This window comes from Bacillus sp. REN3, from assembly GCF_017912555.1.
Taxonomy (GTDB): Bacteria; Bacillota; Bacilli; order Bacillales; family Cytobacillaceae; genus Mesobacillus.
Genome location: NZ_JAERSD010000063.1, coordinates 1 through 595, shown reverse-complemented (window position 1 = coordinate 595; position 595 = coordinate 1). Strand labels below are relative to the sequence as shown.

At 44.9% G+C, this 595-nt stretch carries 1 protein-coding gene; it reads left to right on the top strand.

Annotated features, from left to right (window positions below):
* Positions 1-174 precede the first annotated feature (174 nt).
* A partial coding sequence (locus JJQ88_RS21005; RefSeq protein WP_210367977.1) for a DUF6431 domain-containing protein occupies positions 175-595 on the top strand: 421 nt, incomplete at its 3' end.

Sequence of the window (595 nt, the reverse complement as noted above, 5' to 3'; positions counted from 1 at the left end):
AGGAAAGGAAAAGACGTCCCCACAATGTATAACTGCGCCAACAGTTATACAGGAGACGTCCCACAAAAAAGTATATGGTTATTGTATCAGATTATCAGCTGATTGAAAATACTCGTACTGGAGTTTTTAGTTAGGGGTGCGGGGAGGATCCCTTCCCCATGTTGCGGGAAAGACATGGTGGTCAGAGGTACAAAGGATCGAAAAGCCAAGGATCATACAGGACAGAGTAAGACATATAACATCCGAAGACTACAGTGCACCAACTGCCGTGCCATTCATCATGAACTGCCGGATTTATTGATTCCTTATAAACGCTATGAGGCTGAGTGTATCGAAAACGTTCTTGCGAACCCATCCAATCATATTGTTCCGGCCGATGAGTCCACTCTTTCGAGATGGTATGGCTGGTTTCATAAACTTGTGGACTATTGGATTGGCTGCTTGAGTTCCATCATGATCAGGACCAAACAGGGAAATATCCCTCTGGATTTAACGTCCGTAAATTCGGGGACTGCACTTCAAAGGATAGGACGCTTGGTTGGGGATGCCAATGGATGGCTGGCTAGAATTGTCCGGCCCATTGTAAATATTAATT